The organism is Micromonospora sp. MP36 (genome assembly GCF_008119785.1).
Classification (GTDB): Bacteria; Actinomycetota; Actinomycetes; order Mycobacteriales; family Micromonosporaceae; genus Micromonospora.
In genome coordinates, this window is the sequence record NZ_VSFA01000055.1 from 1 (window position 1) to 24,906 (window position 24,906).

Here is a 24,906-nt window from a genome sequence, read left to right on the forward strand (position 1 = left end):
ATTCCGGATCGGCGACAAGGTCACCCAGATCCGCAACAACTACGACAAAGGCCAAGCCGGCGTCTTCAACGGCACCCTCGGCATCGTCACCCACCTCTCCCACGAAGAGCAGACCCTCACAGTGCGCACCGACGAAGACGAGAGCATCGACTACGACTTCGACGAACTCGACGAACTCGCCCACGCCTACGCCATGACCATCCACCGCTCCCAGGGCTCCGAATACCCCGCCCTCGTCATCCCGCTGACCACCAGCGCCTGGATGATGCTGCAACGCAACCTGCTCTACACCGCCATCACCCGCGCCAAACAACTCGTCGTCCTCGTCGGCTCCCGCCGGGCCCTCGCCGCCGCCGTCCGCACCGTCGGCGCCGGACGCCGCCACACCGCCCTGGCTCACCGATTGACCGGGTAACGAACAGACCATCAGCACGCACCATCCCCGCCGCGGTGGGGCCGCTTGGCCGGCGCGGCGCGCAAGAACGCCGCCGACGAACGCCTACGTAGTCACCAGGGCGAACGTTGCCGCTGAACGAGTTGACAATCAGTAGCGGGCCGCGAGGCTCACCTGAGTGTTGGGACCGGCACCTTCGAGGCTCCACTTGATGTAATGGGCGCCCCCCGAAGTGTCGATCGATACCCAGTGGCCCGGCAGAATTAGGCCGCTCCAGAATTCGATCCAGAAGCAGTCGGTGCCGCCGACGCAAAATGGCCCAGAACACACGCACTCCCAGTAGTGCGCTAAAAACCTGCCATTGACAGTTCCTTCTCTTCCGACCATGGCGATTCCGGTACCGTTGCCCAGCTTGTGCGTGGACGTCGCAAATGCCCAATCCCAGCCTTGAACGCAGTGCTGAGCGCCATTACAGAACGTCTCTCGGAACCAGGCCTGCTCGCCCGCGTCGCGCGTCACAAATTGATTGTCTCCTCCGGGGTTTTCTCCGGCGCGATCATATCCTAACTCGGGTGGCGGGTTGCCGGACTTTCGCACCGCCGGAACATCCTCCATCACGCGACCAGATTCGATAACGCCGGTCACGCCGGGCGCGAACTCGATGAACTGGAAACCGCGCCCCGGCTCCAACTGCAACGGGGCATGGACCGTCATGGGCAGACGAAACCTCTCGGGCTCTTTCATAGCCGGTTCTACCTCCTTGTGAGCACTCAGGCTGATAGGAAGTTCAATCGCATCGCCGCGGCCGGCCTCTCCCTGGACGGGGTGTCCCGGCTGGAATCCGTGCGAGACAGAGACCTAGTCTTCGTTCCGATCGACCGTCAACCATTTGCACACATTGCTGATTGCTTCCACGGGGAGCTTCGCCAATCGAACGCGCATGCGCGTGACGGCTGCACCTGGACGTTTTCGCTTATGATGCGGCCGGTTGTCAGCGCCAAGTGGTGCGAAGACGAACTGGAACGCGGTCTGCCGTCGTACCATCCAGCACTTGCATCAGTCGTCGCCCCAACCGAACGAACCTTGTGAGGAGCCGGTGAGGCGGCCGAAATATCTCCATGTGTCGCACCGAACGCCATCTGCCGTTCGGAGGGCAGCATTTGTTCATTGCCTCTTGTATGGTGTCCTCGCCAAGTCGGTTGGCGAAGTCGAGCACGGTGCCTGAATCTAAGCTGAGCCGGGGCTCGCCCTTGCCTCTCGAGAAGCTGCGTCCGCCAGGCAAGAGACCGAGGAAACCTTTGCGTTCACGATCCCGCGCTTCGACGGCATACATCGCCATCGCTCTAACGGACTCCTCTGCCAGCCTTCGGTCCTGGTTTGTGGAGTCTGGGCGGTTCACTCTCGACCGCGAGGGCAATGGTTTACCCCTGGAGCGGTCATGATCCTTTTCCTATCGTCTCGACATCCGGCCATGACTAGCACGCCACGCTTATCACTTCCGTGCCCTGGTCCGATATTCGGGATGGGCCGCTGGGAAATATGACCCATTTGCTTCGGCGAAGCTCCCCGGGCGTGGCCCCGATACGAGATTAAGCTGCAGGCCGGGCTGCGAGGGCTGCAATTAAAATCAAGCATAGGATGCCGATAGACTGGACACTCCCATCGCGACGCCCCAGGCTTTTTGCAGCTGGCTTAAACCGCCCTTAACGGCGGCTTTCACCACCGCCAGTGGCGGGCAGACGCCCTCAGGGCAATTGATCGCGGCGGTGCGGGCCTTGACCGCTCCTTGCCGGCGACCCGGAAGGCGCAGCTAGCTTCGACGGCTCCGTTGCGTTGAGCGTTGGCAGGGTCGAGGCAGACTTGAGCGGTGAAGTCGCCGACCCGTTCTCGCCCGTGGCTGCCTCCGAAGTCGGCGTTCGCCGGGTTCCGGTTCCCGACCGAGGTGATCGTCCTCGCGGTGCGGTGGTATCTGCGGTTCAACCTGTCCTACCGTGACGTTGAAGAGCTGCTGGTCGAACGTGGTGTCGAGGTCGACCACGTCACCGTCTACCGATGGGTACAGCGGTTCACCCCGCTGCTGGCCGACGCCGCCCGCTTCAGCCGCCACTCACCCGGCGACAGGTGGTTCGTCGACGAGACGTATGTCAAGGTCAACGGGGTCTGGCGGTATGTGTACCGGGCAATCGACCAGTACGGGCAGGTCATCGACGTGCTCGTCTCGACCCGCCGGGACGCCGATGCGGCCTGCAGATTCTTCCGCAGGGCCCTGTCGACGTTGAAGGTGACACCCAGCGAGGTCATCACCGATGCGGCGCCGGTCTACCCCGGCGTGCTCGACGAACTGATTCCGCAGGCATAGCACCACGTCGAGCAGTACGCCAACAATCCGATCGAGGCCGATCACAGCCGGCTCAAACACGGGGTGCGGTCAATGCGCGGGCTACGAACCGACAAGACAGCACAAGTGATCATCGCCGGACACGCATTCATACAGAACCTACGACGCGGACACTACGAACTCGCCGTCGACGCCCCGCCGACAACGCGGGCCGCCGTTGCGCTCACCGAACTCGCCCAAGCGATCTGACCGGGGACCCCATACAGGTTCAACGCGTCCAACGATCCAGTAACGCAACGATGCCTGTCCACGCCCACCTCGGCGATCAGTTCCTGGGCGGCGGTGGGGCCAAACGACTAGGTGATCGTCGACTACCTCACCCGCATCACCGGCAACGACCTCGCCCTGCTTCCCTTCCTCAGCCCCGACCAGATGCCGCTGCGCGGCGCTACCAAGCCCGTCGAAGCCGCCGAGGTCGATCTCTGTCGGATCTGGCAGGCCCCGGCCTCGTCTAGCTACGGCGGACGCGCTGTGTAGCGGTGCTGGACCTCGTTCCCTGGGCGTCGTAACGGCTCGGAAGGGCGAAACTTCACACCAGCGGCCGTATCGCAAGGCGGCAGCATCGTTCGACGTGCTGCTTCCCCCACCAATCTTCCGTGTAGGCCAACGGATCCTCGAACGGCCCCGAAGGGCGCGGCGCGCGGGGTGCCCTGGTAGCGCAACGAGTGCCGTCTGCCGCTGACGCAATGCCCGAGTTGCATCGGCACGGCACGTGTGAACACTATTAGTACTGGAAGGGTTACTTTGTGCTACCTTCGCTGAAGGTGACTCCAGCGAAGCGGGAGGCAAAGCAATGTACGAACGGACCGGCCAGTCGGACGAGGTCGTAGGGGTCGAAAGCGAGGACATCACGGCGTTTGCCGAACGTCTGTCGGAGTGGAGCCGATCCCTCCCCGCAGCCGAGCAGTCCCTCGCAGAGGTGCTGCTGCAGTACACCCGGGACCTTCAGCCGGGCGACGTCCGCCGCAGACAGCTGATCGCCAGTCTCGACGAGGCGACCCGGTCCGCCATTGAATCCGTCCGCGAGCAGTGGAAGAAAACGGCCCGCGGGCCCATCGCATGGGTACGAACCGAGCCGAGTTGGGAGAAGGCCAACCCGCGCGTGGGCGGAGGAGTCGTCGAGGAGTACGAGATCGTCCAGTGGAGCTACGTCCGTCCCGAGAGGTGGACCCCGCCCTATGCATGACGACCTCAGTGTCCGCGCGGTGGACGACGCGTCCGCAGGCGACGGCTTCGCAGTTTCGCTGGAGCGATTCGCCTCCGTACTCTCCCCGTCCGAGCAGGCCATCCTCGTCGCGGCGCTCAACGTCGCGACGGAGCCGTGGAAGCGCATGGCCGCACAGCCGGTGGAGGAGCTGCTGGAGCCCGCAGAAGCGCAGCTGCTCGATCATCTGGTGAAGCGGCCCCCCGTCAAGGAGCGTTAGTGGGCCGTTATCTCGGGCTGATCGTCAAGGCGACACGGTTGTGCAACCTGCGCTGCACGTACTGCCACGACTGGCGGAGCGGGCCCGACCAGACGATGAGTTTCCCCGTTCTGGCACAGATGACCGCCCGGGCCCTATCCGACCCGACGCACGACACGGTCGAGTTCATGTGGCACGGCGGCGAGCCGACCGTCCTGCCCCGCAAGTTTTACGAGCGTGCGCTCTACTTGCAGGCCCGCTTGCGCCGACCCGGACAGACGGTCCACAACACCTTGCAGACCAACGGCACACGGATTGACGGCGCCTGGGCGCAGTTCTTCCGTGAGTTCCGGTTCAGGGTGAGCGTCAGTCTGGACGGTCCGCCCGCCGTGCACGACCGCTACCGCCGCTACGTCTCGGGACGCCCCTCCTTCGAGGACGTACGCCGCGGACTTGACGTCCTGAGGGAGAACGGCGTACCGATCAGCGTGCTCATGGTCATCGACCGGGGAGCGCTCGAACTGGGACCGGACGCAATCTTCGACTTCTTCGTCGAAGAGGGAATCACCCACTACGGCCTGCTCGCCGCCAAACCGACGAACCAGCCCGACGCGCCGCCCGGAACGCCGACGTCGCACTATGTGACACCGGCCGAGATGAACCGCTTCCTGCGGGCCTACTTCGACCGGTGGCTCGCCCACGGCGATCCGTCCATCTGGGTCAGGGAGTTCGACGGCCTGCTGAAGCGGCTCTCGGGCCGGGACAGCAGCGTGTGCACCTTTGCCGGTGACTGCTACGGCCGGTACTACCTTGTGGACCCGGACGGGCAGGTGGCGCACTGCGACCTGTTCGACGGGGACCCCGCCTACACGGTCGGCAACGTCCTCACCGACTCGTTCGCCTCGTTTCGCAACGGGCCGGCCCTCGTCCCCCTGCGGACTTCGAACAAGCAGGCGCTCAGCGCCATGCGCGCATGCCCCGACTTCGGCGTCTGCAACGGATGGTGCCCGCACGAGCGGTACACCGCCTCCCGGCACGACCCCCAGCACACGGGCGACTGCTGCGGACTGCGGGACCTCATCGGCCACATGCGGCACCGTCTCGGCGTGGCTGTCGCGGCGGCGTTGTGAAGGTCCTGCTCGGGCCGGCGCACGAACTGCACGACGGAGTCCACGGCTCGCTGCTGGACTCCCCGCCCACCGGGACAACGTACATGCAGGCGGGGTACACGCTGCGCTTTCGCCCCGACCGCAGCGCGTGCCGGGCGTTCTCCCCGCTGCACGACGCGGCAGTCGCCGAGTGGGTGCGGTTCGACGACCTCCTGGCGGATGTCGACGTCGTGCATTCGTCCCGCTTGCCGGTCGAGACGGCGCGGCCCTGGGTCGTCGACGCGGACTGCCTGCTGATGCCGCTCCAGGCCGGACGCTTCTACACCCTGGGCGCGGCGTCCCGTGGTACCCCGCTCGTTCCCAACTCCGCGGCGCTGGCCCGCCGGGAGGCCGCCATGGCGGCCCGGTACGCGAGCGGGCGCTGCGCCCGGATCCTCTTCCGTACGGAGTACGCGCGGCGGGCGTGCCTGGAGCACCTCGCCGCCCACGGGCACCGACCAGAGGTCATCGAGAAGCTGAGCGCCAAGTCTGAGGTGGTGTACCCAGCCATTCCGGCTCTGCACGCGGTCAGGCGCTCCGAACGCCCGGTGACCGTGCTCTACATGGGCAGGACCGCGCAGGACAAGGGCGCTTCCACCGCGGTCGAGGTCTTCGGCCGCCTGCGTGCACGCCACGGCGAAGCAGTGCGGCTGGTCTTTCTCGGCCCCTGCCCGGAGCCTGACGCCCACCGGCTGCTCGCGGCGGGCGTAGAACTCGTGGCGACTCTACCCAGGCCGGCTTACTTGGAGCAGCTCCGCCGTGCGGACATCTTCCTCTCCCCCACCTCATTCGAAAGCTTTGGCATGGGCCTGGTCGAAGCAGCCGCCGCCGGTCTGGCCGTCGTCTGTTCGACCGGACCGGGCATGGAGCACATCGGCGAGCTGTTCACGCCCGGCGACCACGCCCTGTTCGTCTCAAACGCCGAGCCAGCGGCCCCACGAACCGCCGCGTTCACGGAAGCGGCGTCACGCCTGATCGACGACGCGTCACTGCGCCGCCGCCTCGCCGTGAACAACCGTGCGCTCACGACCTCGGGAAGGCTGTCGCTTCGCCAGCGCGACGAACGGCTCGGCGCCGCGTACGCGCATGCCGCAAGCCTCGTCATCGGCCGAGCCGACCCCGCCGACGACCGCGACGCTCGTGTGGAAGGGGATCGGCGGATCACGGACTGGGCGGACGACGTCTGCCGTTGGGCTGGGCAGCACTGCACTGCCCGTATCGGCGGACGCGTTATCGTTAGGTACGACCCGCCCACCCGGCGTCCGGCGGCCGAAGTCAGCGGGGGGACGGCTGCGCCGCGACGCCGAAACCGGTGAAGTTGATCAGGTCCGCCATGGTGAACTCACCCGGCTTGGCACTGCACAGAACCGGTTTCCAACCGGGCGCGGCGGACAGGTATGAGAACGGGTCCGCGGACAGCATGCCGAGAAAGACCTCCGAGACGATTCGGGAACCGACGGTACCCAGTGTGCGACCGCTATTGTGCAACTCGGCCTCACGCAGCACGTAGTACCACAACGGCGCCGGCCCCTTGCCGGGAAGGTCCAGGTCCTCGTCGTCGAGCGGTTCGGCACCGATGGCCAGCGCGACCTGCTGCCCGGAGGGCAGCCCCAGCCGTGCCCCGCGGGTGAGGTTACGCCGTGCGAGGTCGGCACTCGCGGCGCCGGCGAGTTCGGGCGGCAGGTCCAGCAGCGGCGGCGCCAGGTACCGGTCGATCCTGCGGGCATGCTGGAGGTCGGCCGAGTCGCCCAGATGGAAAAACCGACTCCACTCGACCTGCCAGTTCACCGGCAGCCGACGGAACCCGCCGAGGTGTCTCACCGACTCCGGCGCGAAGATGGGAAGCGGGCCCACTCTGGAGTTCAGCGTGTATGCCGGTCGGACCATGGAGTGGCCGAAGCGGTACGCCGCGACGGCGAACTCGACCGGCATGAAGATCTGGTGCCGCCACGCGAAGAAGCGGAGTGTGACCTGTTCGACGGCTTCGCCCTGCGGGATGAGCGACTCGTGGCGCAGCACGTCCTTGTACGTGGTCGCGTCGACGATCCGTTTGAGGAAGTCGTGGACCACGATCCACTGGTAGTGCCATCGCACGAGTCGCTGCGCGCAGTCGAAGATCCCTTCACCGGCGCTGCGGTGCGCCTCGTACGCAGCTGCGTCATCGGCCGTCAGCCACTCACAGACCTTGTTGTGGAACAGCATGAAGGTGAGTTGCAACTGACTGACGATGACGTTCTCGTCGTTGCGGGGATCGCCGATCAGCGCCACCCCACGGGAGTCCCGCGGCAGGTCCAGCTCTCCCCTGGCTTCACCCTTCGCCTTCCCGATCACAAAACGGTGTCCCTCGGCGCCGTGCGCCATCTCGTACAGGTAGGGCTGGTCCGCCGGTCCACGCCCATAGACGGAGTCCAGGTCGAAGCGCGGAGTGCGGAAGTTGACCAGCGCGTCCGGATCGTTCCGCCGCTGGAGGCTGGACGTCGGGTCGAACGTGAGGTCGTGGTCGATGAACTGGCCGAGGTAGGTGTATCCGGCCGGGATCTTGCCGTCCAGCGCGGCCCCCGAGGGCTCCCTCATGAGCCGTACGATGGTGTCGATACGCGCGTCGTCCGGGATGTAGGGGGCGAGACGCCGGAACATCCGGCCGTAGAGACCGAACGGAAGGCTGGATTCCGGTACATAGCCCAGGCCGCGCCTTACATGCGCGTGGTTGCGGATGGAAGAGGCGGGCGACCCCAGGGACTGCCCCCCGCCAGCCATGTCGACTGTCATCTGCCCCGGGTCCCCAACGTGCACTTCCAGCGGCACATGAGCCGATCCGCCACCCTCGCCGGGCATGTGCGCCTGCCTTTCCACGGAGGTGGTCCGAGATTACTGCGCCGGACCGTCTCGCGATGCGGAATGGCCGTGAACCAGAAACCGCCCTCTTGCAGACGTCCTCTCGACGACCACATAGCGTCGCAAGGTCGGCAACCCCGGCCACCCGCTGTACCTGCCCAAGACCGCACAGCCGGTCCGGTACGAGCCGCCGGCACCCGCCGCGACCTGACCCTGGAGACCCCGATGCGACTGCAGACCCGCAACGGCCTCCGCGTAGCCACAAGCTTGGCCCTCAGTGTCGTTGGCGTGAGCACCCTCGCCGCGCCGATCGCGAACGCCTTCCCCGCCGGGCAGAACACGCTGCTCCTCGCCGCGCTGGCCATGTCCTGCAGGACCTCACCGCCCAGGCGCCGGACGGGGCGGACATCCTCGCCGAGATGCGCCGGTTCATCGAGGCCCACACCGTGCATATCTTCTGCCACCTCGACGAGCTCGAGCAGATCACGGCGGCCGCGGACGAGCCGGCCGCCAAGCTGGCTGCCGAGGGCACCCCGTCGGCGCCGCACAAGGTGCACCCGTCGCCGGTCGTCCCAGCCGGCGCGATCCACGTCATGCGCGGGACCCTGCTCCACCGCCGGCTGATCGGATGTCAACCGTTCGTACTCGGTCCGTCGAACCGTGCCGATCTGCGGCAGCCAATGACCAAACTTCGTCCTGATCCGTTGCAACCGCGCCGCGGTCAACCCGTCGGAGCCGAGGTATCGCTCGAGATTGTCCAGCCATAGCACTCCCGCGCCGCGCGCCCCCCGGGACCCACGAGGAGCGAGGCCCCGCTCCTTCATGCCATCAAGAGGGGGGCGGCAGCAGCCACGATCCGCCGCCGGCTGACCGAGTGGGCACACCTGCGGGTCGCTCACCGGCTGCACGAGCTGGCGGCGGCCGCGTACGACATGATGATCGGCTTGGAACTGTCCGACCTTGCCGTCGACGGCGCGATCACGAAAGCCCCGTACGGCGGTGACAAGGCCGGCCCGTCACCTGTGGACCGCCGCAAAGGCGGCCTGAAACGCTCCACCCTCACCGAGGCCACCGGCATCCCACTCGGCCTGGTCAGCGCCCCAGCCGACCGCCACGACTCGCCGCTGCTGGCGCCCACCCTGGCCACCCTCGACCAGATCGGAGCACTGCCCGAACAGGTCACCGTGCACCTGGACCGCGGCTACGACAACAAGCCCACCCGCCAGGTACTCACCGACCACGGCTTCGACGCCAAGATCGCCAAACGGGGCGTGCCCGCCCCAGTGCAGGCCGGCAACCGCTGGCCGGTCGAACGTACCCACGCCTGGATGAACGGGTACGGCAAACTCCGCCGCTGCACCGACCGGCAAGCCGCCATCGTCGACTTCTACCTGTACCTCGCCGCCGCGCTCGTTACCGTGCGTGCCCTCATCCGAGAAGCCCCACCCACTACCGCTGGGACAACCGCCCCACCACCCGCCGCCTCAGATAACGCCTATTGACGGTCTCTCTAAGCCGACCGCCAGTCATTGATCGAACACACTGTTCTTGGCTACTAGCGGCTGCCCCCTACTGGGGTTCAGGACTCAGACGACTGTTGAAGGCGTGCTTGCAGGAATGGCGTCCAGCCGCCGCCGCCCGCGCCGCGGCGTTGGTAAGCACGGAGTCTGCACAATTGTTGTCACTTCGCAGGTAGTGGGGCCCCCGGCCGGGCAGGATGCTGGAGAAGATCGACGCCTGGCCGGCCGAGCGCCTCGCCGACGTGGCCGAGCGCGACTTTGCCCAGGACCCACGCCGGCGCCGTACGCACTGGCACCAGCTGCCCGGTTGGCGGGTGGTGACCGGCACGGGATCCCCCGAGGAGCCGGCGATCCAGCTCGTCGAGCTGAGCCGCGACCGGGCCGCCGGGGCCTCCGGCACGGGCGCGCGGCAGCTCGCGGATCAGGCGGCGTTCTACGAGGGGCTCGTGGGCGCCTGGCACGACGGGGCGCGCGACGCGGCGCTCCGCTTCCTGACCGCGCGACGGGACGAGGCGCTGGCCGCGCGGAAGCTCGTTCCGGCGGTCACCCCGTAGGCCGGTCCAGCCGTGCCACGACCAGGGCCAGCGCCTCGGGCATCCGCACCTGCACGGCCGCGCCCGGCTCCCCCGGCACGACCCGGACCGGGTGGAATTCGCCGTCGTACCACCAGAAGACCTGGTCGGAGCAGGGGTCGGCGGCGGCCCGGAACAGGGAGCCGGCCAGGCGGTGCGGCGCCACGACGCCACCTCGCACCCCCCCAAGGCCAACTGCTTCATGGAGCGCTGGGGCCGCACCATGCGCGAGGAATGCACCGACCACCTTCTAGTCGTGCGCCTAAACCCCTCACGCCAGTACGCCGGCCTGCCCGATCAAGTTCGATGAGCCAGTATGCCGTGGCTGGCATACCAGGTTGCCGCCCAGCGACTTCAACCAATATGGTTGTGGTTCCTGCAAGACATGGGTAGGCGGACGACGTTGAGAGGTGCGCGTGCGTACCGACGTTCACGAGGTTCGGCCGCAATGGCTCACATGGCCCGCGGCGGTAATCGCCGCGGTTTCGTGGATCCTCGGACGCCTCACGGATATCGGACTTTTTGACCTCTTGGTCGTCGCGGCAGTTTCATGGCTAGGCGGCTGCTTATTGACTGGTGCGGCATGTCATTACCTTGTCCGAACGGAAGAATTTCCAACAGGCGAGGGGGAAGAACAACGGAAGGTCGGCTAACCACCGATCCGAGGCATCCGCGGGCGGCCTCGCCCCTCTGACCTGGGAAGATTGGACTTGCTGACGATCTCATCGATCGCCGATGGAAGGCGTCTGCCAGGTGAAGGCTACCGGAACACGCGGGTGTGTCGGCCCGGGCGCGCGTCTGCTGGCTGATGTTGCTGGGCGCGACCGGGTTGACCCGGGCTGTTCGGCCAGGCTCTTGCCCGGTTGCGGCAAACGGCAGGGCGTGCACGACCCTCGCCGCGTCGCAGTAGACGTGGCCGTGGTGATCGCTGACGGGGGTGGGGCGATCAGCGATCTCGCCGTGCTGCGCCACCAGGTGGACCTCTTCGGCACGGTCGCCTCGGACCTGAACGCGTGGCGACTGCTGTCCGATACAGACGCTGACGTGTTGGCGCAGGCCGCTCGCCGCGATTTCGACCGGCTCGGGGTCGACGGCCTGATCGAAGTGGACCGCGAAGACTTGGTGCAGGCGCGGCTGCGCCGCCATTACCGCCTCGCTGCGGGCGGCACGCAGCGCCTCGCTGAGGAGGCCACCCGACTCCAGAGGCACGCCAACGCCGCTAGCATACGACTGCGCCGCAGTGGCCTGACCACCGAGGAAGGCGCCGGACGACCGGCAGAGGCCTGGAGCGCCGCTACCGCCGACTGCTCGCCGCCTATCCGTGGGATCGCCTTCGGAGGTACGAGGAGGAGATGCTCGCGGTGCTGACGCCCGGCCGGGCGTCAGCACCGCCCGAACGTCGGTGACGTCGCCGACCTGGTCGTGGCCGGGTTACTGGTTCGCCGCCTGCGACCAACCCCATGCGTGGCAGGACATCAGCACATCATGCTTGGGGAGCCAGATCCAGATCCTTGTCGTCAGCCACGCCGGCACAGGGCAGCACCCCGGACGGCGTCGGCGTGCACCCGCAGGTACGGCCGGGCGCCGATGTCACCCACGGCTAGGGCTGCCACGGCCGCCCAATGATCGCGTGCAAGCAGCACCGGATGGCCGGACCGACCGTTGTCGTAAGCGGCCATAACAAACTCTCCATCAAACCCGGGGCTTGACAACCCGCAGGTTGGCGGTGCTGACACGCCCACCGGGTGGGCTGGGCATGACGAGCAGACACACGCAGGCGACAATGACACATCGAGATCCTGGCGAACGGTTGGCCTAGACAACCGCCGATCTACCAGGAGCTCGCTCCATATCGGTCCACTACACGCCGTGCTTCATCGCCTTGTGACCATGCGCCCTGCCGAGTTCCCGGACGCTCACTCAGACTTTCGGGACACACGGACCACCCACCCAACGGCTACAGTTCCCCCGGTCTAAACCAGAAAGGGCGAAGGGCGATGAACGAGGACGCCACATCCCGGGCTGTGAGCGCCGGCCGGACTGAACCGGGCGTAGATGGGAAGTTGGTCCCGGCGACCACCACACAGATGAAGCGTCTCGCGCTGCTACACGGTCCCGACCGCTGGTGGAAGCATCCCTTCGTCTGGGCGTTTGCCTACCCTGGCAGGCTCGACGTGCCGCGGTTGCAGGAAGCCCTGCGCCTGGTTGCGCGACGCCACAGTAGCCTGCGGATGTACTTTCTGCCCGACCAGTCGATCGACATGGTCGGGTGCCTGGCTCCGGACGAAGCCCTGTGGCCGTTGAAGGAAATGACTGCCGGGCCAGATCCAGCGGCCGCCGATGCCGAGGCCTATGCGTGGCTGCAGCGGATGTTTTCTCCGGACGACCGGCCGCTACTCCGGGCGGTCGTGCTGCACCGCGCGGACGGCGACATGTTCGGGGTGTCTCTTGAGCACAGCATTCTCGATCACACTGCCGCCATGGCGCTCTTCGAAGACCTCGCCACGGTGTACGACGGGCTGGTCGACCATCCGGCATCCGCATTCGATGAGCTGATCTCCGACGCAGCAGGTTTCGCGTACGAAGAGCGTGCCTGGCTCGCCAGCGATGCGGCATCGAAGGCATTGGCATGGTGGGACGAGTACAACGAGGGGCTCGGCGCCTATCCAGGACTGGACCTACCGGAGTTGGGAAAGTTCGAACCCTTCTCCCCCATCATCAACTACGATGTGATGCTGTCCGCTGAGGACACCATCCAGTTGAAGCGGCATGCCGCCAAGCTGCGGCTCACGCCCACCATGCTTGCCTCAGCCGCAACCGCGGTGACCCTTCGCGCCCACGGACACTCCGCCGACGTTCGGTTCCTGTTCGCCACGTCCCGGCGCATTTGGCCGAACCTGGAGAGGCTGATCGGGTACTGCTCGAACCGCATGATGGTGCGAGTACCGGTCGCTGCGCACGATACGGTTTCGTCTGTGGCGCCCAAAGTGCGGACCAGCGTTCTGGAAGCGGTACGGCAGAGCATGTTCAGCCACGAGGAATATGTCCGGGCACGGTTTCCGGACGCGTACAGCCGCCAGCCGACCAGCTATGGCTATCTCAACACGGCCGTCTATGAATCTGCGCCGCAGCTCGGTGGACTTTCCCTCACACGGGAGTCCCTGCCCCTGCCCGAGCGGGACTTTCACCAGCCGGGCCTGGCGCTGGGGCTTTTTCTCTACGGCGATGGCCGAGCGGTCGTCAATGCGTCTTGCGCGGACGGCATGTACACGCGGGACTTCGTCGAACGTTTCGCCCAAGACTTTGCACGGTCGTGCGTAGGCACTACACAGGGAGAATAGGCAACCATGCAACAGAGTTATTCGGACATCGACTCGCCCGCTCTGACCACCTTGCTGCAGTGTGCCGCCGAAGTGCTACGCAGCTCGGTGGCCCCCACCGACCACTTTCTCGAGCTTGGCGGCGACTCACTTTCTGCCCTGCGGCTCGTCGCACTCATGTCACACCACGGTTTGAAGCTCGATGTCGATGACCTCTTCGAGCAGGAGGACATGGCTTCACTTTCCCTGTGCCTCACTGTGACAACCGCTGAGCGGTGACCACAGCGATTCAAATGCAGCGCCAATCCCACGGAACGAGGAACGGTACGTGCTCGAAACGGAACTGATTAGTTATCTGCGTGAGGTACTGCCTGAATATATGGTTCCGTCGGCGATCGTTCTGCTGGAGAGGCTGCCACTGACACCCAACCACAAGGTGGACCTCAATGCCCTTCCACCGGTAGCAATTGCGTCCGCCATGGACGGGGCACCTATGGACGGTGCGCTGTGCGGCGACCTTGAACGGGAGCTGGCCGACTTCCTGGGAAAGCTGCTTCATCGCGAGGATATGGGCATCGCCAACGACTTCATTCAGTTAGGTGGCAACTCACTCCATGTGATTCGGCTGGTCGCCCACGTCCGCGAGGCCTATGGTGTCAGGCTTTCCGCGCAGCACGTGTTCGAGCAACCGACCGTTTCGGCGGTCGCGTCATTAGTGCGTGATGCCGCAAACGCAGACGGGGAAAGCGCATGACGTCAAACATCGAATTGTCGTTCGGGCAGCAGCAGATCTGGTCCAGCGAAAAGCTGCGGCCGGACGCCGTGGCGGCGCCCATCACGATGGCCTACGAGATTCGCGGCCCGCTCGATCCGACGGCCCTCGACCGCGCGGCTTGCGCTGTCGTGCAGCGTCACGAGCCGCTGCGGACCACGTTTCACGAGCAGGACGGACGGCCGTTCGGAGTCGTGCATGAGGCGGGGCGGTCGGTGCTTCGCGTCGTTCAGGTAGCTCGCGTGGACGACTGGGCGCGGCTGGCCGAGGCCGAGATCCAAGGCCGGTTTGACCTCTCCGACTCGTCGTTGTTGCGGCTGACGCTGTTCGCAGTTGCCGATGACCACCACGTACTCACGGTCGTCATGCATCGCCTTATTGCCGACGAGGCCAGCCTGAGCATACTGCTCAACGAGCTCGCGAGCGCTTACCGCGCGGTCCGGGCCGGCAGTGACTTGTGGCTGCCGGGCCTGCCGATGACGTATCGTCGCCATGTCGAGCAGGAGCGGGCGGCTGCTGCCGACGGTGCCTGGGATGAGGATTTCGCCCATTGGCGCACGTACCTGAGTGATGCCCCGCGGCTGTTCACCATGCCTGGCATCGGATCACCTCCGAACTGGCCGGCCATGTTCGAACAGGCAGCGAACCTTCCTACGGCCGCCGACAGGACAGCGTCGTTGTCAGCGTTCGCTCACCGGCATCGGGTTTCACCCGCGACCGTGCTGCTTGCTGCCTGGATAGCCACGCTAAGTCGGCACAGCGGCGAGCGAGACATCGTGGTCGGCACCACGAGCCCGGAACGACATCGCCCTGAGTCCGACAGCGTGATCGGTCCCGTCTCGGACATAGCACCCGTGCGCGTGCGGCTTCGGGAGGGTGCGACCTTCAGCGACCTTGTGGCGGAGGTACATGAACAGGCGCTGTCGGCACATTCCCACCGTCGAGCGCCTTTCGCTGCGGTGGCAGCGGAACTTGGTGAGCACAGCCTCCAGCACGTCTACCAGTTCCAGTTCAACGTCCCACCGCCGACACCACAGGCGTTCGACGGGACATCCGAGTTGAGCTGCCAACGGCTGCCGTTGCCCGGCAACACGGACACGTTACTGCTCGAACAGACGTTGACACTGCTCACGAATGCTCTGGCTGCTCCAGACACGCCGGTCGAACAACTCAGCCTCGTCAGCGAGGAGCGGCGCCGGGAACTGGTCGAGATGTGTGCTCGCGTGCAGACCCCAGTACCCGACGTTCGAAGCGTCCTCGATCTGGTGGTCGCGACGATAGAACGGAATCCCGACCGGTCAGCGGTACATTGTGGCGCGCGCGTGTTCACCTACGCAGAACTCGGCAGGCACGCGGGCCGGTTCGCCGAGCGGCTGGCACACCACGGCGTATCGCGGGGTGATGTGGTTGCCATCCATTTGAACCGGTCCGTCGAGTTCCTGATCGCTATGTTGGCGAGCTGGCAGCTTGGTGCCGCGTACGTCCCGATCGATCCGACGTATCCCCGTCGGCGGGTCGAGTTCGTGCTTCAGGACGCCATGGCGCAGGTGATCGTCACCGGTCCGGCCACGCCCGTCGATGCGTTCGCCGATTTCGAAGCGCCGGTGCTCGTGATGGCCACCGCCGATGATGATGATGCCGCAGACGGGCCGCGGCTGGCGGCACGCCGCGAAGGGACCGGCGAGGACACGGCGTACGTAATCTACACGTCCGGTTCCACGGGTCAGCCCAAGGGTGTCAACGTGCAGCATCGCGCGGTGGTGAATCTCCTTCACTCGATGGCCCAGCTGCCCGGTGTCACCCGCGACGACGTAACGCTCTCGCTGGCCAGCCCTTCGTTCGACATGTCGGTGCCGGAGCTGTTCCTGCCGCTCGCCGTCGGTGCGCGGATGGTGATGGCCTCTGCCGAGGACGCCCGGGATCCGCAGCGCCTGCTCGACCTGATCATGCACGAGCACGTTACGGCGATGCAGGCGACGCCGGTGACCTGGGACGGGCTTGTCGCCCTCGCCCCAGCGGATTTCCGTCTCCGCCTGGCGATGTGTGGTGGAGAGGCGCTCACTCGCCCGCTGGCCAATGAACTGGCGGGGATGGCAACCGAGGTCTGGAACATGTACGGCCCGACCGAGACGACTGTGTGGTCATTGATCGCCGCGATCGGCTCGGCCCCGGCGGACGAGCCCGTGTCCATCGGCCGCCCCATTCACAACACCTCGGCCTGGGTGCTCGACGCCAACCTCAATGTCTTGCCGATCGGGGTGATCGGCGAGTTGTATCTTGGCGGAACAGGCTTGGCCCTGGGGTATCACGGCCGTCCGGACCTCACCGATCAACGTTTTGTGGTCGGCCCGCCGGAGATCGGTGGCGAAAGGCTGTATCGAACCGGCGACCTAGTCCGACTGCGCCCGGACGGTTGCTTCGATTTCATCGGCAGGGCAGACACGCAGGTCAAGATCCGCGGCTATCGGATCGAGGTCGACGAGATTGCCACACTGCTGCGCCGGCATCCCCAGGTGAAGGATGCCGTGGTCGTGGCCAGGGACGACGGATCCGGCGACCGCCAATTGGTGGCATACGTGGTTCCCAGCAAGCATTCCTGAGCGAATCACGAACGAAGGAATCGAGACGATGCAGAACAACTGGCGGATTCTCGCCTCGGGAACGAGCGACCGCGCTGTGGTGGCGATGGATTTCGGGCCAGGCAGCCGCGACGCAGGCATGTCCGATCTCGTGGCCAACCTGACAGCGGACGCGGTGGTATGGCAGCCCGTATTTCATCCGCAAACCGACGATCCCATCAGCGGCACGGATCCTGATCGCCTCGTCAGAGAGTGGCTCCACGAGCTACGCGGCGCAGGGCTGAGGGTTTCTGGTGTCCTGGGCTACTGCGCGGGTGCCGCTCTGGCCTTACGCATGGCGGATCAGATCCTGGCGGGCGGTGACGAGGCACCCCCGGTTGTCCTGCTCGAACCCGAGCGCGTCGACAGCTCGGTGATTCAAGCGCATTTCGTCGCCTCCGCCGAGAGTTACGCCGAGGTGCTCCCACCTGAACGCATCAAGGCCGCCGTGACCGCCGCGGCCCGGATCAGCAGCCCCCTTGGAGCCGGTATCGCTGACTGGGATGCCTGGATGCGTGCGGATGCCCTGCTTGACTTGCAAGGTTTGTACGACGACCTCGTCCGGGCGGTGTGCGAATCCTTCGATGCCGGCGAGGAAGTCGGCACAGGCATCTCATACCGTTTCGCTGCCTTCCTGAGCTACATGGTGACCGCCGGACGAGCCGGCGCGGACCCGACAAAATGCAGTGTCACTCCCACGGTCGTGGTGTCTGAGCATCACGAACTGCACGAGGGCTTCGGCGTGGCGAGCCATCGCATCCCCGTGTCCCGCTCGGCTTTCCTCGCCGACCAGTCAGTTGCTCGAGTCGTCGCGGAGGCTGTGCGTTGAGCAACTCCACCCCGCCGCATCCCCATCCTGGAGGCTTCACGTTGACTTCCCACATCAATGAGCCTTCTTCAAGCTGATCTTGCAGATTAGGGCAGGTCCGGCGAGCCCCTCTCTGTCAGGCTGGCGTGAGACGCCTGATCTACTCCGTGATCTGAATAGGGCGAGAAGCAGGACGATCTCCGTTGGCGATGACAGTTGCTGACCTCGGGGTTGGCGTGACCGATGATGGGTTGATGGGTCCGAGGTCGAACCAGCCGAAGCGCCGCACGTTCACCGCTGAGTACAGGCTGGTGATGGTCGCCGAGTACGACGCGGCGAGCGAGCCGGGTGCCAAGGGCCCGTTGCTGCGCCGGGAGGGGCTGATTCCTCGCACATCATTGAGCCATTTTCATCCTGCGTAGCCGTTGGCTTCGACGTGGTGCAGGACGAGGATGGCTTGCACGATCCCGGTCGCGCGGCGCGGGCAGCACCGCAGCTTGGCCAGGACCTTCCAGGTCTTGAGGGTGGCGATGGCTCGTTCGCCACGAGCGCGGATTCTCGCGTGCGTCCGGTTGACCGCCTTCTGCCGGCGCGACAGCTTCGGCCGGAATCGGCGCCGCTTGAACGGCGTGCGCACGCCGCCCCCGAGCGCCCTGGTAGCCCTTGTCGGCGAAGGTCATCACGTCCGCGCTGGTCAGCGCGTCGATGATGCCGTGGATGCGGGCGGCGGTGAGGTCGTGCGCCGAGCCCGGCAGTGCCGGTGAGGCCCACACGAGCCGGCCGGCGGTATCGGCGATGACATGCACGTTCACGCCATGCCTCTTGTGCTTGCCGGAGTAGTACGGCTTCTGGTCTGCCACGCGGTCTATCGGAATCAGCGTGCCGTCCAGGATTGATTGACGCTGACCGAGGCACCTCGATGACATCCAAGCCGGTCGCGCTGCTGCTGGCCGATCTCGGCGTCGTGCGCAGCCACAGCCGGCCGAAGGTCAGCAACGACAACCCCTACAGCGAGGCCGCGTTCAAGACGTTGACGTACTGCCCAGCCTTTCCCGACCGCTTCGGCTCAATCGACGACGCCCGCGCATTCTGCGGCCGGTTCTTCAGCTACTACAACCACGAACACCGCCACAGCGGTATCGGGCTACACAGCCCCGCCTCGGTCCACCACGGCACCGCCGGCGAGATCCAAGCCATGCGTGCCGTGGTCGTAGGCACGATCGGCGAGAGCTGGTTGGGGCACTCGGGTGGCCGGCTACGGCGGCCACGCACCGGCGGGATCTTGTCGATCAGCGGGAGCAGTTGGGTGAGGCGGTTGCTGTCGCCGGTCAGCAACACGGCCAAGGGGATGCCGGCGCCCTTGGTCAGGACGTGGTGTTCTGAGCCCGGGCGGGCGCGGTCGACCGGGCTCGGGCCGTTTTGGGCCACGTCGGGCGGCCCGCACCTGCGAGGAGTCGATCACCGGACGGGACCAGTCCTGCTTCCCGGCTGCCTGACGTTCAGCCAGCAGCGGCTCGTGCAGCCGCTGCCACACCCCGGCCCGGTTCCACTCCTCCAATCACCTCCAGCAGGTCATCCCGGAGCCGAACCCCAGCTCCTGGGGCAGGAACTCCCACTGGCTGATGGCGTGCAGCACGAACAAGATCCCGCACAGCACCTGCAGGTCCGGGATCCGCTTCCGTCCCGGGTGCCGTGGGTTGCGCTCAGGTTTGGGCAGCAACGCCTCGATGCACTGCCACAGCCCGTCCGACACGATCCACGGCGGCTGCTCACCAGGCCTCACGGTACGGCATCATAGACCGCCGTCGACAAGGGACACGACACCCAAAGATCGCTCTGTTTGGACCTCTAAGAACTCCTAATAGAATGATCTAAACGGACGTGTGGATCTATCCCTCGTGGACGATCAACAACAGTGATCGGCCGTGAGGCGAGGTGAGCAGCTGCGGTGGATCGTCTCGGACGACCTGTGGGCCGAGATCGAGCCGTTGCTACCTCCCCGTCCGCCTCGCCGGCGGCGCTATCCCGGTCGCAAACCGCTCGATGACCGACGGGTGTTGTGCGGGGTCCTGATCGTGCTCTACACCGGGATCCCGTGGGAGTTCCTGCCGCAGGAACTCGGGTTCGGGTCAGGGATGACCTGCTCGCGACGGTTACGGGACCGGAACGACGCTGGCGTGTGGCAACGTCTGCACGAGGTCCTACTGGGCAAGCTCCGGGCCGTCGGTCAACTGGACATGTCCCGGGCGGTGATCGACGGCTCCCACGTCCGGGCGCTCAAAAGGGGCCCAAAACCGATCCGAGCCCGTCGACCGCCGCCGACCGGGCTCGAAACACCACGTCATCACCGACGCCGGCGGCATCCCCCTCGCCGCGGCCCTGACCAGCGGCAACCGTCACGACGTCACCCAACTGCTGCCCCCGGTCGACTAGGTTCCCCTGATCAAGGGCATCCGCGGTCGACCCCGGCAGCGACCCGAGCGGATCTACGCCGACTGAGGTTATGACAACGACGACTACCGCCGCCAGCTCCGCCGCAGGGGCATCACCCCGGTCATCGCCCGACGCGGCGTCGCCCACGGCTCCGGCCTCGGCGCCCGACGGTGGGTAGTCGAGCAGACCATCGCCCTGCTGCACTGGTTCCGCCGGCTACGCGTCCGCTGGGAGATCCGCGACGACATCGCGAAGCCTTCCTCACCCTCGCCTGCGCCATCATCTGCTGGCGACGACTCCAACGCTTAAAGAGTTAGGAGCTCTCAATAAGACAGCAGTCGACCAAGATCGGTGCCCGACCGGGAGCCTCGCCTGTGCTGTTTTACGCCTCCACGATCCCGCTGTCTAGCCGAACCCTGAACCACCTCGCCGACCTCATCCGAGCGCACCGTAACCAGCATCGATCCCGGTGGCGGCGTCTCGATCCGGGCCGACAAGCACCTGCCCACACTGGACCACCTGCGCAACGGTGACACCTATACCCGGTTCGTCGTCGTTGTCGCCACCGCCTGGCGCTACGTGCAGAAAGCGATCACGCTGCTCGCAGCGGTCTCCACGGCAAGTCGGCGTATCCGGCAACTGGCGTACGCGAACCTGGGCACGCTGATTCCGATCGACAGCGTGGCAGACCAGGAGCCGTAACACTCCCGCAAGCACAAGAGGCATGGCGTGAACGTGCAGGTCTTCGCCGACACCGCCGGCCGGCTCGTGTGGGCCTTACCGGCACTGCCGGGCTCGGCGCACGGCCTGGGTGGCATCCCCCCGGCGATCCTGTCGCACTACCCGTCGTCGAAGGCCACGCCAACCGAATCAAGGGTTCAAACAACAGACGTATGGCTGGGCAAACCTCGACCTGGTCCGCAAACGAATCCTGCCGGCCTGACAGGGTCGCTCGCGATCACGGAAAGTGGGCCAGATCCAGGATTCAGGCCGCGTTGACACCAGCCTAGCCCCGCTGCACCGATGAGGTCGCGTCCCGTGCGCCCGCCGACGCGCAGGCGGCGATCACCCCTTCGAGAGTGCCGTCCACAAACAGCGTGTCGATGTGGAGCACGACGCCGAGGCGGTGCTCGATCCGCATCAACAACGTAGCGGCCATCAGCGAGTCGCCACCGAGGGCGAAGAAGTCGCCGCCGGGGACGGCGTCCGAGATGCCAAGCACCTCCTTCCACTCTTCCGTCACGATGTTGGCTATCTGCTGCGACATCCTGTGATGACCTTTCCGATCGATCCGTGGGCACCGGATTAGGAGCGCCACCAGCTCGCGTGGTGGCAGCGACGACGGCCGTGGACAAGCCGCGCCTCGGGCGCGTCAATGCGTCGTGGCGACTCGGTTCCCGGGCTCGCGCCACGGCGAGCAGCACCTCAACGCCGTGGACTCAAATCGTCGAGCGCCCGCCGGTCGAGCTTGCCGTTGATCGTTAGCGGCAACGCGTCGACTCGCAAGTACCGCGTGGGCACCATCACCGGGGGGAGCGTCTTCGCACACCAGTTCATCAGCCCGAGCGCGTCCGGCTCATCCACACCCGACGAGACGTAGTACGCGACGAGCCGGTCCCCGCCGAGGACGACCGCAGCGGCGTGGACGGCGGGATGCGACATAAGTCGCTCTTCGACCTCGCCCAGCTCGGCGCGGTGTCCATGAACCTTGACCTGATTGTCCTGCCGCCCGAGGTACTCCAACTCGCCATTGGCGAGCATCCGTGCCATGTCGCCCGTCCGGTAGAGCCTCAGCTCCTGCCCGCCTAGGACGCGAGTGACGAAACGCTCCTCGGTCAGCGCCGGCTGGTTGAGGTATCCACGAGCCATGCCCGGCGTGCTGAAGTAGAGCTCTCCGGCCACCCCGTGGTCGGCCGGCACTCCGGACTCGTCCAGAACGAAGACCTTGCAATCGAAGATGGGGGCGCCGATGGTCACGACGGGCGGCGGCTCGGTGAGCAGGCAGGCCGTGATGTCCTGCACGGCCTCTGTCGGCCCGTAGACATTCAGCAACGGAACTGAGGTCTGCTCGAACCAGCGTTGCACCAACGTCTTCGTTAGTGCCTCACCGCCGCTGCGCAGCAGCCGCAGCGGCGCGGTGAGGACCCGTGTGGAGATCTCTGGGCGCTGCGTGAGGTGGTTGATGACAGACGGTGTGAGCCATAGTACGGTCACGCCACTGTTGCGAATGTAGGCCAGCAGGTCGGTGGCGCTGTATTGCCGGCCTCGCACTTCCATCCGGGCGCCCACCGCCAGCGGCGCGAAGATCTGGCCCATGGCTGATGCGAAGGACAACGATGCGAACTGCAGCAACGCGTCATCCGCCGTCAGCCCGAGGAGCTGGGCCGTCTTCGTCGCATTGTCGCGAAGCGCGCCGTGCTCGATCTCCACGCCCTTGGGCTCGCCGCTCGATCCCGACGTGTACAGCACGTAGGCCAGGTGCGAGGGCTCCGGCGTGACCGTCAGGTTGGTCGACGGATAGGCCGCGAGTTGGTCGCCATGCGCATCGAGGAGCACCCGGCCAATCGGCAGTTCGTTGAACCGGATATCGAAGTCGGCGTGCGTGATCAGTAGGGTCGCCTGCGTGTCTTTGATCATGTAGATCAGGCGCTCGGTCGGATACTGCGGGTCGAGCGGGACGCAGGCACCACCCGCCTTCAGCACCCCGAGCAGGGCCACGATCATGTCAATCCCACGCCGCACGCACAATCCGACGGGGGTGCCTGCGGTTAGACCGCGGTCCAGCAGGTGATGTGCCAAGCGGTTGGCCCGCTCGTTCAGTTTGGAGTACGACAACGACTCACCGGACGAACTGACGGCGATGTTGTCCGGATGGCGATCGGCGCTGCGGACGAAAGTCTCGACCACGGTCATGCTTGGCTTCTCCCCCCGAAAGACTGGCATTGGCGCAGCGGTTTCTGCCGTCCGCTACAGGTTTCGGCACCGCCCAAGGACTACATGGGCTTCCAACCGCCCACCGCGCGCGCTGGCGCCGACCCGACGACGGCCAGGTCTTCGCAGCAAGGTCGCGCAGACCCTCGCCGCCGAGCCACGCGCCGTAGGCGGGTGGGTGGGCGTCCGGCGGAGCACCGGCGGCCGACGGCGGTTGGCAGGTCCGACTCGCCGAAGATCTGAGGCGTCATTTCGGATGGTTCTGTCTCCCCCGGGGTGCACGCGGCCCGCCATTCGCGCCGGCGAGACTCTTGCCACGAACGATGGACTTGGGGAGCCTCGAGCCGCAAGCCGATCGGGTGCAAGGCACAACGGGCGCGAATGGCGGTCGTCGTCGATGGTGTAGCAAAGACACCGCAGGTCGACGGCGTTCCGTCTCGCCACGGTCGGGCCCGCGTCAACCGCACGGGAAAGCTGGCCAGCCGAAGGCCTGGAAGGCAGCCGCGGCTCTCCGGACTGCCGCTGAATGGCGTTGAGGTTCAGGTCAAGGGCGATCGACAGGCGACAGGAACCTCCGGCCGTTGACAAGATACCCTCGCCGTTGATCGATGAGCCCACCGTCGACGCAACGGCCGTCGCTATAGGTGGTGTGCAGTATCGTTAGCGGGCCGGTGTTGATCCCGCAGTGATAGGGCTTCGTCGCGTGCGGTCGCGTGAAGTAGACGATGTCCCCCGGCTGGAGATCATCGATCTGAATGTCCTGGCCGAACTCGAAGGCATCTTCGGCATCTCGGGGGAATGCATGTCCGAAACGGCGGTACAGCATGTGTATCAGACCCGAACAGTCGAATCCGAGCCCGTGAATGCCACCGGGCAGGAAGCCGACGCCTATGAACTGGCGTGCGATCGCAACAAAATCATCCCCCGTCGGCAATGGACCGGACTGCCGATAGGTGGCGACCTTGGCCTCCGGCAGGCACCCTCGCCCATTGCCAGGCAGGTTGACATGCACCCATCCCGAGGCCCGGTGAACCTCTGGCAGGACGGTGGCGAAGCTGACATCCGGGATCAGGACCTCCCCGTCAGGAGCGGACAGCACATCCACTGCGCGGGCGGTAACCACGACACGCACGCCTGTTTCAACAGCAGGCGTCGCCAGTTGTGCTGAGCGAACCCAGCCCGGATAACCACTTGCGTCCTTGTGGGACGGCTGCGATAACGCCACCACCTTGGCCCAGCCGTCGACCTGAGCGTCCACTCGCACTGTCTCGCCCAGCAAAAGCTGAGACTCGATCCGACCCTGGAGCTCCTTGCGTGTCGGTTGGTCTTGTTCGTCGAGCCAGTCGCGAAGGAGGACCGGACATTGGAGCACTGCCATATCCAGCTCTCGCGGTGCCTGCGGTGAGGCCCACAGGCCAGCGGCTGCGACACGCACCGCCCAAAACCGCTCTTCGTCTTCACCGTCTGGCATAAAAGAAGGGTCGCATGGTAGATCACGGGTCGCAAGCGTGATCGAGTTCCCGGTCGTCCCTGTGGAGCTCGCGGAGCCGGCGGTGATGATGATGGCGTCGAGCGCACCGAGGCGTTGCTTGCCCATCGCCACCGATGCGCGGGCTGCCCGGCCCGTCGGTCAACCCACGTTGAGCGCCACCGGATCGCCAAACCCGGCGTCTATCGTGCGGACACAACCCATCAGCCCGCGTGCGTCCGGAACAGACACCTCAACCGCCGGACGCCCCTGTCCAGTTGCCTGC

Annotated in this window: 22 protein-coding genes and 6 pseudogenes; 20 read left to right on the forward strand and 8 right to left on the reverse strand. The window is 66.0% G+C overall.

Annotated elements, in window-relative coordinates:
* The coding region (locus tag FXF52_RS27105) for an ATP-dependent RecD-like DNA helicase (RefSeq protein WP_187413722.1) at positions 1 to 415 on the forward strand (415 nt) is incomplete at its 5' end.
* Positions 416 to 544: 129 nt separating this feature from the next.
* Here the strand turns inward: FXF52_RS27105 and FXF52_RS27110 are convergent.
* Positions 545 to 1,108: a hypothetical protein gene (locus FXF52_RS27110; RefSeq protein WP_148801164.1), complete on the reverse strand. Its 564-nt coding sequence runs from the start codon at positions 1,106 to 1,108 to the stop codon at positions 545 to 547.
* Between the two features lie 1,183 nt (positions 1,109 to 2,291).
* Here FXF52_RS27110 and FXF52_RS27115 point away from each other — a divergent pair.
* The 6 genes and pseudogenes from FXF52_RS27115 (at position 2,292) to FXF52_RS27135 (ending at position 6,659) form a co-directional block, all read left to right on the forward strand.
* Positions 2,292 to 2,981: pseudogene (locus tag FXF52_RS27115) on the forward strand (IS6 family transposase).
* Positions 2,982 to 3,092: 111 nt separating this feature from the next.
* A complete protein-coding gene (locus FXF52_RS41855; protein ID WP_187413723.1) occupies positions 3,093 to 3,269 on the forward strand; it encodes a hypothetical protein in 177 nt (58 codons plus the stop codon).
* Between the two features lie 316 nt (positions 3,270 to 3,585).
* Positions 3,586 to 3,978: a hypothetical protein gene (locus FXF52_RS27120; RefSeq protein ID WP_148801165.1), complete on the forward strand. Its 393-nt coding sequence runs from the start codon at positions 3,586 to 3,588 to the stop codon at positions 3,976 to 3,978.
* Positions 3,971 to 4,216, forward strand: coding sequence for a hypothetical protein (locus FXF52_RS27125; RefSeq protein ID WP_148801166.1), 246 nt, complete (start codon positions 3,971 to 3,973; stop codon positions 4,214 to 4,216). Before FXF52_RS27120 ends, FXF52_RS27125 begins: the two co-directional genes overlap by 8 nt.
* Positions 4,216 to 5,325 carry a radical SAM/SPASM domain-containing protein gene (locus FXF52_RS27130; protein WP_148801167.1) on the forward strand — a complete coding sequence of 370 codons (1,110 nt, stop codon included), beginning with the start codon at positions 4,216 to 4,218 and terminating at the stop codon, positions 5,323 to 5,325. Before FXF52_RS27125 ends, FXF52_RS27130 begins: the two co-directional genes overlap by 1 nt.
* Positions 5,322 to 6,659 (forward strand): glycosyltransferase family 4 protein, encoded by a 1,338-nt coding sequence (locus tag FXF52_RS27135; RefSeq protein ID WP_148801168.1) that lies wholly within the window; start codon positions 5,322 to 5,324, stop codon positions 6,657 to 6,659. Before FXF52_RS27130 ends, FXF52_RS27135 begins: the two co-directional genes overlap by 4 nt.
* Here FXF52_RS27135 and FXF52_RS27140 read toward each other — a convergent pair.
* A complete protein-coding gene (locus FXF52_RS27140) occupies positions 6,619 to 8,178 on the reverse strand; it encodes a heme peroxidase family protein (RefSeq protein WP_148801169.1) in 1,560 nt (519 codons plus the stop codon). The genes FXF52_RS27135 and FXF52_RS27140 overlap by 41 nt on opposite strands.
* 419 nt (positions 8,179 to 8,597) lie before the next feature.
* Between FXF52_RS27140 and FXF52_RS27145 the strand changes: the two genes are divergently transcribed.
* From FXF52_RS27145 to FXF52_RS27155, 3 genes and pseudogenes are all read left to right on the forward strand, one after another.
* Positions 8,598 to 8,945 carry a hypothetical protein gene (locus FXF52_RS27145; RefSeq protein ID WP_148801170.1) on the forward strand — a complete coding sequence of 116 codons (348 nt, stop codon included), beginning with the start codon at positions 8,598 to 8,600 and terminating at the stop codon, positions 8,943 to 8,945.
* Positions 8,946 to 9,014: 69 nt separating this feature from the next.
* Positions 9,015 to 9,670, forward strand: a pseudogene (locus tag FXF52_RS27150) (transposase); the annotation flags it as partial.
* A gap of 225 nt (positions 9,671 to 9,895) precedes the next feature.
* On the forward strand, positions 9,896 to 10,252 hold the full coding sequence (locus FXF52_RS27155; RefSeq protein ID WP_148801172.1) for a hypothetical protein: 357 nt from the start codon (positions 9,896 to 9,898) through the stop codon (positions 10,250 to 10,252).
* Here FXF52_RS27155 and FXF52_RS27160 read toward each other — a convergent pair.
* Positions 10,242 to 10,436 (reverse strand): hypothetical protein, encoded by a 195-nt coding sequence (locus FXF52_RS27160; protein WP_148801173.1) that lies wholly within the window; start codon positions 10,434 to 10,436, stop codon positions 10,242 to 10,244. The genes FXF52_RS27155 and FXF52_RS27160 overlap by 11 nt on opposite strands.
* A gap of 746 nt (positions 10,437 to 11,182) precedes the next feature.
* Between FXF52_RS27160 and FXF52_RS44165 the strand changes: the two genes are divergently transcribed.
* The 7 genes from FXF52_RS44165 to FXF52_RS27195 all read left to right on the forward strand — a co-directional run bounded on the left by FXF52_RS44165 (position 11,183) and on the right by FXF52_RS27195 (position 18,210).
* On the forward strand, positions 11,183 to 11,638 hold the full coding sequence (locus tag FXF52_RS44165; protein WP_148801174.1) for a hypothetical protein: 456 nt from the start codon (positions 11,183 to 11,185) through the stop codon (positions 11,636 to 11,638).
* A gap of 629 nt (positions 11,639 to 12,267) precedes the next feature.
* Positions 12,268 to 13,611, forward strand: a complete 1,344-nt coding sequence (locus FXF52_RS27170; RefSeq protein WP_148801175.1) for a condensation domain-containing protein — start codon at positions 12,268 to 12,270, stop codon at positions 13,609 to 13,611.
* Positions 13,612 to 13,617: 6 nt separating this feature from the next.
* On the forward strand, positions 13,618 to 13,869 hold the full coding sequence (locus FXF52_RS27175; RefSeq protein WP_148801176.1) for an acyl carrier protein: 252 nt from the start codon (positions 13,618 to 13,620) through the stop codon (positions 13,867 to 13,869).
* A 49-nt stretch (positions 13,870 to 13,918) separates the two neighbouring features.
* On the forward strand, positions 13,919 to 14,344 hold the full coding sequence (locus FXF52_RS27180; protein WP_222870703.1) for a phosphopantetheine-binding protein: 426 nt from the start codon (positions 13,919 to 13,921) through the stop codon (positions 14,342 to 14,344).
* Entirely contained in the window at positions 14,341 to 16,962 is a 2,622-nt protein-coding gene (locus FXF52_RS27185; RefSeq protein WP_148801178.1) for an amino acid adenylation domain-containing protein, read from the forward strand. The genes FXF52_RS27180 and FXF52_RS27185 overlap by 4 nt, the downstream gene beginning before the upstream one ends.
* A gap of 28 nt (positions 16,963 to 16,990) precedes the next feature.
* Complete coding sequence (locus FXF52_RS27190; RefSeq protein ID WP_148801179.1) at positions 16,991 to 17,809, forward strand: hypothetical protein; 819 nt, start codon at positions 16,991 to 16,993, stop codon at positions 17,807 to 17,809.
* Between the two features lie 182 nt (positions 17,810 to 17,991).
* The gene (locus FXF52_RS27195) at positions 17,992 to 18,210 is read left to right on the forward strand and encodes a hypothetical protein (protein WP_187413725.1); all 219 of its coding nucleotides are present in this window, start codon (positions 17,992 to 17,994) and stop codon (positions 18,208 to 18,210) included.
* Here the strand turns inward: FXF52_RS27195 and FXF52_RS27200 are convergent.
* Positions 18,198 to 18,681 (reverse strand): annotated as a pseudogene (locus FXF52_RS27200) (transposase family protein); the annotation flags it as partial. The gene FXF52_RS27195 and the pseudogene FXF52_RS27200 overlap by 13 nt on opposite strands.
* Here FXF52_RS27200 and FXF52_RS27205 point away from each other — a divergent pair.
* A pseudogene (locus tag FXF52_RS27205) lies at positions 18,675 to 18,992 on the forward strand (integrase core domain-containing protein); the annotation flags it as partial. The pseudogenes FXF52_RS27200 and FXF52_RS27205 overlap by 7 nt on opposite strands.
* Positions 18,993 to 19,346: 354 nt before the next feature.
* Here the strand turns inward: FXF52_RS27205 and FXF52_RS27210 are convergent.
* Positions 19,347 to 19,571: a transposase gene (locus tag FXF52_RS27210; RefSeq protein WP_148801180.1), complete on the reverse strand. Its 225-nt coding sequence runs from the start codon at positions 19,569 to 19,571 to the stop codon at positions 19,347 to 19,349.
* A gap of 160 nt (positions 19,572 to 19,731) precedes the next feature.
* On the opposite strand from FXF52_RS27210, the pseudogene FXF52_RS27215 reads away from it, so the two are divergent.
* Positions 19,732 to 20,538 (forward strand): annotated as a pseudogene (locus tag FXF52_RS27215) (IS5 family transposase).
* 57 nt (positions 20,539 to 20,595) lie between these two features.
* Positions 20,596 to 21,031, forward strand: a pseudogene (locus tag FXF52_RS27220) (IS5/IS1182 family transposase); the annotation flags it as partial.
* 196 nt (positions 21,032 to 21,227) lie between these two features.
* On the opposite strand, the gene FXF52_RS27225 reads toward FXF52_RS27220, so the two are convergent.
* From FXF52_RS27225 to FXF52_RS27235, 3 genes are all read right to left on the reverse strand, one after another.
* Positions 21,228 to 21,488, reverse strand: a complete 261-nt coding sequence (locus FXF52_RS27225) for an acyl carrier protein (RefSeq protein WP_148801181.1) — start codon at positions 21,486 to 21,488, stop codon at positions 21,228 to 21,230.
* Positions 21,489 to 21,646: 158 nt separating this feature from the next.
* Positions 21,647 to 23,134 (reverse strand): amino acid adenylation domain-containing protein, encoded by a 1,488-nt coding sequence (locus FXF52_RS27230; RefSeq protein ID WP_187413726.1) that lies wholly within the window; start codon positions 23,132 to 23,134, stop codon positions 21,647 to 21,649.
* Positions 23,135 to 23,696: 562 nt separating this feature from the next.
* On the reverse strand, positions 23,697 to 24,749 hold the full coding sequence (locus FXF52_RS27235) for an NlpC/P60 family protein (RefSeq protein ID WP_148801183.1): 1,053 nt from the start codon (positions 24,747 to 24,749) through the stop codon (positions 23,697 to 23,699).
* Positions 24,750 to 24,906: the final 157 nt, after the last annotated feature.

Excerpts from the sequence above, each read along its gene's own strand:
- FXF52_RS27170 (WP_148801175.1), top strand. The coding sequence starts at position 12,268 with ATGAACGAGGACGCCACATCCCGGGCTGTGAGCGCCGGCCGGACTGAA.
- FXF52_RS27190 (WP_148801179.1), top strand. The coding sequence starts at position 16,991 with ATGCAGAACAACTGGCGGATTCTCGCCTCGGGAACGAGCGACCGCGCT.
- FXF52_RS27235 (WP_148801183.1), bottom strand. The coding sequence starts at position 24,749 with ATGGGCAAGCAACGCCTCGGTGCGCTCGACGCCATCATCATCACCGCC.
- FXF52_RS27155 (WP_148801172.1), top strand. The coding sequence starts at position 9,896 with ATGCTGGAGAAGATCGACGCCTGGCCGGCCGAGCGCCTCGCCGACGTG.
- FXF52_RS27175 (WP_148801176.1), top strand. The coding sequence starts at position 13,618 with ATGCAACAGAGTTATTCGGACATCGACTCGCCCGCTCTGACCACCTTG.
- FXF52_RS27120 (WP_148801165.1), top strand. The coding sequence starts at position 3,586 with ATGTACGAACGGACCGGCCAGTCGGACGAGGTCGTAGGGGTCGAAAGC.
- FXF52_RS27230 (WP_187413726.1), bottom strand. The coding sequence starts at position 23,134 with ATGACCGTGGTCGAGACTTTCGTCCGCAGCGCCGATCGCCATCCGGAC.
- FXF52_RS27225 (WP_148801181.1), bottom strand. The coding sequence starts at position 21,488 with ATGTCGCAGCAGATAGCCAACATCGTGACGGAAGAGTGGAAGGAGGTG.
- FXF52_RS27140 (WP_148801169.1), bottom strand. The coding sequence starts at position 8,178 with ATGCCCGGCGAGGGTGGCGGATCGGCTCATGTGCCGCTGGAAGTGCAC.
- FXF52_RS27185 (WP_148801178.1), top strand. The coding sequence starts at position 14,341 with ATGACGTCAAACATCGAATTGTCGTTCGGGCAGCAGCAGATCTGGTCC.
- FXF52_RS27145 (WP_148801170.1), top strand. The coding sequence starts at position 8,598 with ATGCGCCGGTTCATCGAGGCCCACACCGTGCATATCTTCTGCCACCTC.
- FXF52_RS27110 (WP_148801164.1), bottom strand. The coding sequence starts at position 1,108 with ATGACGGTCCATGCCCCGTTGCAGTTGGAGCCGGGGCGCGGTTTCCAG.
- FXF52_RS27125 (WP_148801166.1), top strand. The coding sequence starts at position 3,971 with ATGCATGACGACCTCAGTGTCCGCGCGGTGGACGACGCGTCCGCAGGC.